A 6,238-nucleotide genomic window follows, 5' to 3' on the forward strand; every position below is an offset into this window, starting at 1 on the left:
GATGCTCTTTGGATAAAAGAAACAGAAAAAGTTACCAACCACGACGTAAAAGCCGTTGAGTATTTTATCAAAGATGCTTTTGAAAAACTTGGCTTATCCGAATACAAAGAATTTATCCACTTTGGATTGACCTCACAGGACATCAACAATACCGCTATTCCTCTTTCGACAAAAGACGCTTTTGAGCAGGTATATATGCCATCTTTGATTTCTGTAATTTCAAAATTAAAAGAACTAAGCCAAGAATGGAAAAACATTCCAATGCTTGCCAAAACCCACGGACAACCAGCCTCTCCTACTCGTTTGGGTAAAGAAATTGGTGTTTTTGTAGAACGATTGGAAGAACAAATGCGTTTGTTATTCAACATTCCGTTTGCAGCTAAATTTGGTGGTGCAACCGGAAATTACAATGCACATCACGTAGCATATCCACAGATTGACTGGAAACAATTTGGTACCCAATTCGTAGAAAACAACTTGGGACTTCACCATTCTTTTCCAACAACACAAATCGAACATTACGACCATTTTGCAGCATTTTTTGATGCTTTGAAAAGAATCAATACCATCATCATAGATTTGGACAGAGATATTTGGACTTATGTTTCGATGGAATATTTCAAACAAAAAATCAAAGCCGGAGAAATTGGCTCATCGGCTATGCCTCATAAAGTAAACCCGATTGATTTTGAAAACTCCGAAGGAAACTTAGGAATTGCCAATGCCATTTTCGAACATTTGGCTGCTAAATTACCTGTTTCCAGATTGCAACGCGATTTGACTGACAGCACCGTTTTGAGAAATATTGGAGTTCCTATCGGACATACAATAATTGCTTTTGAAGCCACTTTAAAAGGTTTGAACAAACTCCTTCTAAACGAATCAAAATTTGAAGAAGATTTAGAGAAAAACTGGGCTGTTGTTGCCGAAGCAATTCAAACAATTTTAAGACGTGAAGCTTATCCAAATCCTTATGAAGCTTTGAAAGGATTGACTAGAACCAACGAAACCATTGACAAAAAAGCGATTCATAATTTCATTGGAACTTTAGATGTTTCCGATGAAATAAAAGCAGAATTACTTAAAATAACGCCAAGCAATTTCATTGGAATTTAATAAAACCTGTAGTCATTTTACATCAAAAGCTATCCTTTTTGGGTAGCTTTTTTTTTATTCTTTAAATTAAATAACTAAAAAACCAAACCTCAAAAAATTTTCTTTTTTCGTAAATTAGCCATCCACGATTGTTTAAAACAAACCGTTTTGACCAACAAGCATCCTAATTTATGAGTCTATTATCCACTGCATCCGAAACTACAAGCCATTTAAACCCTTTAATCAGCGATTTAGGTCTAATTTTAATGACTGCAACCATTGCTGTCCTAATATTTAGAAAGCTCAAACAACCATTGGTATTGGGATATCTGATTGCGGGATTTTTGGCGGGGAATCATTTTGATTTTTTCCCTTCGGTCAAAGAGATTAAGAGCGTAGAAGTCTGGGCGGAAATTGGTGTTATCTTTTTACTTTTCAGTCTCGGACTCGAATTTAGTTTCAAAAAACTGATGAAAGTGGGAGGAACCGCCTCCATCACTGCAGGTGTGCAAATTGTGAGTATGTGTATTCTGGGCTATTTCGTTGGTCAATGGTTGGGTTGGCCTCAAATGGACAGTATCTTTTTGGGAGTGATTCTTTCCATATCCTCTACGACAATTATTTTAAAATCGTATGACGAATTGGGCGTTAAGACCCAAAAATTTGCCGGAATCGTTATCGGTTCTTTAATCGTTCAGGACATACTTGCCATTTTGATGATGGTTTTATTGTCAACGATTGCCGTAAGCAATCAGTTTTCTGGAGGTGATCTGATGATGTCGGTTTTAAAACTGGTATTTTTTCTTGTGATTTGGTTCCTGGGAGGAATTTTTATCATACCAACTGTACTCAAAAAAACCAAACACCTACTCACCGACGAAATGCTGCTTATCATTTCACTGGCGTTGTGTCTGGTAATGGTTATTTTTGCTGCCAATGTTGGTTTTTCTCCCGCTCTTGGGGCTTTCATAATGGGATCCATCATTGCCGAAACAACACAGGCGGAACACATAGAACACCTTGTAAAACCTGTAAAAGACTTATTTGGAGCCGTATTTTTTGTATCGGTTGGTATGTTGATAAATCCGCAAACCTTGTATGAACACGCCATTCCTGTTGTCATTCTTTCTATTGTTACCGTCTTTGGTCAATCCATCAGTGCTACATTTGGTGCCATATTATCAGGACAACCCCTAAAAGATTCCATCAGAACCGGAATGAGTTTATCGCAAATCGGGGAATTCTCCTTTATCATCGCGACTTTGGGAGTGACGCTGAAAGCTACCAATTCTTTTTTGTATCCAATTGTAGTTGCTGTTTCGGCTGTTACTGTATTTACGACACCTTTTATGATTAAATATTCGCTTCCGGTCTCTGAATATCTGGCTCTAAATCTCCCACGTAAATGGACCAAACGAATTGAGCGCTACTCGGCGAGTACTCAAGCGATAAAAACAGTGAATCTTTGGCAAACCGTAATTAATGCTTTTTTAATCCAAGTGATTGTGCTTGTTGTAATCATACTCGCCATCATCTTGCTTTCTTCTCGCTTCATACAGCCTTTGGTCGAAGACTATCATTTAGGAAACCCATTGGTTGCCCTGATAACATTGGCTATGGTATCCCCATTTTTATGGGCGCTCGCTTTTCGCAGAGTGGCCACCCGCGAAGTGGAACAATTAATGCTGGACCGAAAATCACGAGGCCCATTGACAATGTTGTTCTTCATCCGAATAGTACTGACCATTTTCTTTATCGGTTTGTTGTTAAACACCTTCTTCTCTTCAAAAATTGCGCTGATCACATTGGTAATTGCCGTTGTAATATATTTGATTTTCCAAAAGAAACTGCACTTTCAATACCACAAAATTGAGAATCATTTTTTTAGCAATTTGAACGACAGAGAAATTTCCAGAGCCAAAAGAAGCCGAAGCGATTTAACCCCTTGGGACGGGCACATGGCAATGTTCGACATCGCTGCTGAATCCAACATAGCCGGTGAAGCATTGAAAAAACTGCAAATCAGAGAAAATTTAGGCATAAACCTTGTTTCGATAAAACGTGGTGAAATTACAATCCATATCCCCGATGCTAATGAACGTATTTTTCCGGGAGATGAAATTTGCGTAATTGGAACGGATGCTCAGGTACAGGAATTTAAAAAATACCTCGATCAACACGAAATGGATATTTCTCCTGAAATCAAAGAACCCGATATCGTTTTGCGCCAAATAGAATTAAAAAACCACACCTTCATAGGAAAGAGCATCAAAGAATCTAAACTCCGTGAAAAAACTAAAGGCTTAATTGTTGGTATTGAAAAAAGAGGAAACCGAACCCTTAATCCCGAATCGAACGTCATTCTGGAAAAAGATGATATTTTATGGATAGTTGGAGATAAAAAACTATTGTCCGATTTGGGGCATGATTAGACTTTCCCTTGTCTTATAAAGAACACTGGTCGAAAGGCTGGTGTTTCTTTTTTTAGGAGCAGAACAATAGTTTTTCATAACAGCTTTCCTCCCGCTTTTCGTTTCAATCTTATAAGCCGAACACCGGCTTATAAGGATTTCCACTGCAATCGGGGCTAGAGAAGATGTTTATCATTCTAAGGATGATTTCAATGTAAAACTGTTAAACATTTGTAATGCTTTTCATATATTTGAAAACAACAAAACATCACCGTATTATAAAAATATGGAAAATTCCAAAGAAATTCCCTAGCTATCCGAAGTCTCCCGACTTCGCCACACGCGCTGAACAAGCAATGCAATCCTTAATCCCAATTCAAATAATTCATCAACCATCAAAAGCTTAGAAAAAATGATTGTAGTTAAAGTAACATACACAGTAAATGATGAATATGTAAATACGAATAAAGAAATGATACAAAAGTTTATGAGCGATTTCAACAAATTGGACAGCACCCAATTTTTGTATTCCGTTTTTCAAACTGAAGACAGTAAAACTTTTATTCATCTTTCACAGTACAAGAACAAAGACATACAGCAAGTATTACTAAACACGCCAAGTTTTCTTCATTTCCAAGAACAACGGGATAAAAACCTAGCTTCTGAACCTAAAATTGAATTTCTAAATTTTATTGGAGCATCAAAAGAAGTGCTTTAAAAATTACTTATTTCCCTCTAAATTGCTCTGCGTGAGGGATGGCAGTGGAGCTCTCCCGATTTTTCATCGGGAAGCGGGAACGTACAGCCCGACCCGAAGTTTTTCACGAAGGGTCACGCCCAAAAAAATATTAAACGTTATAAGAAGCAAAAAAGGTGCATGAACTGAATCTTACACCTTTTTTACTTTTAGACTTTCGCCTTATATTATCTCGAATAATTTGGAGCTTCTTTTGTGATGGTCACATTATGAGGGTGACTTTCGTTGATACCACTCGCTGTAATACGAACAAAACGACCTGTATCTTGTAGAGTTGCAATGTCTTTAGCTCCACAATAACCCATACCGGCACGAAGTCCGCCAATGAATTGCTGCATACTTTCGTTCAATTCTCCTTTGTAAGGTACACGTCCTACGATTCCTTCCGGAACCAATTTCTTAACATCGTCTTCTACGTCTTGAAAATAACGGTCTTTAGAACCTTCCTGCATGGCTTCAACAGAACCCATTCCTCTGTAGGATTTGAATTTTCTTCCTTCAAAAATAATAGTTTCTCCTGGGGATTCCATTGTTCCTGCTAGTAATGACCCAAGCATTACACAATCAGCTCCTGCAGCAATAGCTTTAGGTATATCTCCTGTGTAACGAATTCCACCATCGGCAATTACAGGAACTCCCGTCCCTTTTATAGCCGCAGCTACTTCCAGTACAGCTGAAAACTGAGGAAAACCAACACCTGCAACGATTCTGGTAGTACAAATAGAACCCGGTCCGATTCCTACCTTTACCCCATCGGCACCGCTTTCTACTAAATATTGTGCAGCTTCCGGAGTAGCAATATTACCAACAATTACATCTAATCCAGGAAATTTAGCCTTTACAGCTTTCAATACATCAACCACCCCTTTGGTATGACCATGTGCAGTATCAATAATTACGGCGTCCACACCAGCATTTACCAAAGCAGTTGCTCTATCCACAGCGTCAGCAGTAACTCCCAAAGCAGCAGCTACTCTCAATCGACCAAATTTATCTTTATTTGCATTTGGTTTTTGAGCTAATTTGGTAATATCTCTAAAAGTGATTAAACCAACCAACTCGTTTTTATCATTTACTACAGGTAATTTTTCGATTTTATTTCCTTGTAATACTACCTCGGCTTCTTCCAATGAAGTCCCTTCGGCAACGGTTACCAGATTTTCGGATGTCATAACCTCAATGATAGGCCTTGCACCATTTTTTTCGAAACGTAAATCTCTATTGGTAACAATTCCTTTCAAGATTTTATTTTCATCTACAATAGGAATACCACCAATACCATATTCTCTCATGGCATTTTTTGCATCTGTAACAGTGGCATTCAGTAACAATGTAACAGGGTCGATAATCATACCAGACTCCGCACGTTTTACTTTACGCACTTTGGCTGCTTGTTGCTCAATGGTCATGTTTTTATGCAAAACACCTATTCCTCCTTCTTGCGCCATAGCTATTGCCATAGAACTTTCGGTTACTGTATCCATAGCTGCAGATACAATAGGAACATTTAGCGTTATATTTCTTGAAAATTTGGATTTGATACTCACTTCGCGCGGAAGAACATTCGAGTAATTGGGAACTAATAATACATCATCGTAGGTTAAACCTTCTCCGACAATCTTGGAGGTATGTGCTTTCATGTTGCAATTTCTAGTTGAATTGCGTGCAAATATACACAAACTTGAGCTAAAAAACTTTACTCCTTATTATTTTATTTTAAAAAAGTAATTTAAGTGGCTTTCAGATTCAAACAATTGACGAGCCAATTTTATCAATTAAACATTTGTGTTTTCCACCTTTTCATTTAGTACTTCCTCCCGAAATAATATTAAAACCTATCTGAAAAGTGAGTGCATTTGCCTTCGAAACATCCTTATATGACAAGAGATTATCAGCCATAGCATAAAAGTTAAACATCCCTATATTTGTTGCCAATCCTAGTCCTATATTTGAACTGGAGTAAGTATCGATGGTG

General features: G+C 37.7%; 4 protein-coding genes. 3 read left to right on the top strand and 1 reads right to left on the bottom strand.

Annotated features, from left to right (window positions below; all coding sequences use genetic code 11):
- The 3 genes from purB to VLB74_RS10010 all read left to right on the top strand — a co-directional run.
- The coding region (purB, locus tag VLB74_RS10000) for an adenylosuccinate lyase (RefSeq protein ID WP_325203318.1) at positions 1 to 1,116 on the top strand (1,116 nt) is incomplete at its 5' end.
- Positions 1,117 to 1,286: 170 nt separating this feature from the next.
- The gene (locus VLB74_RS10005; RefSeq protein ID WP_325203319.1) at positions 1,287 to 3,527 is read left to right on the top strand and encodes a cation:proton antiporter; all 2,241 of its coding nucleotides are present in this window, start codon (positions 1,287 to 1,289) and stop codon (positions 3,525 to 3,527) included.
- A 391-nt stretch (positions 3,528 to 3,918) separates the two neighbouring features.
- Positions 3,919 to 4,224 carry a hypothetical protein gene (locus VLB74_RS10010; RefSeq protein WP_325203320.1) on the top strand — a complete coding sequence of 102 codons (306 nt, stop codon included), beginning with the start codon at positions 3,919 to 3,921 and terminating at the stop codon, positions 4,222 to 4,224.
- A 206-nt stretch (positions 4,225 to 4,430) separates the two neighbouring features.
- Here the strand turns inward: VLB74_RS10010 and guaB are convergent, their stop codons facing one another.
- The gene (gene guaB / locus VLB74_RS10015; RefSeq protein WP_325203321.1) at positions 4,431 to 5,903 is read right to left on the bottom strand and encodes an IMP dehydrogenase; all 1,473 of its coding nucleotides are present in this window, start codon (positions 5,901 to 5,903) and stop codon (positions 4,431 to 4,433) included.
- Positions 5,904 to 6,238 lie beyond the last annotated feature (335 nt).

It is taken from the genome of Flavobacterium sp., from assembly GCF_035456225.1.
Classification (GTDB): Bacteria; Bacteroidota; Bacteroidia; order Flavobacteriales; family Flavobacteriaceae; genus Flavobacterium.

Excerpts from the sequence above, each read along its gene's own strand:
- VLB74_RS10005 (WP_325203319.1), top strand. The coding sequence starts at position 1,287 with ATGAGTCTATTATCCACTGCATCCGAAACTACAAGCCATTTAAACCCT.
- VLB74_RS10010 (WP_325203320.1), top strand. The coding sequence starts at position 3,919 with ATGATTGTAGTTAAAGTAACATACACAGTAAATGATGAATATGTAAAT.
- guaB (WP_325203321.1), bottom strand. The coding sequence starts at position 5,903 with ATGAAAGCACATACCTCCAAGATTGTCGGAGAAGGTTTAACCTACGAT.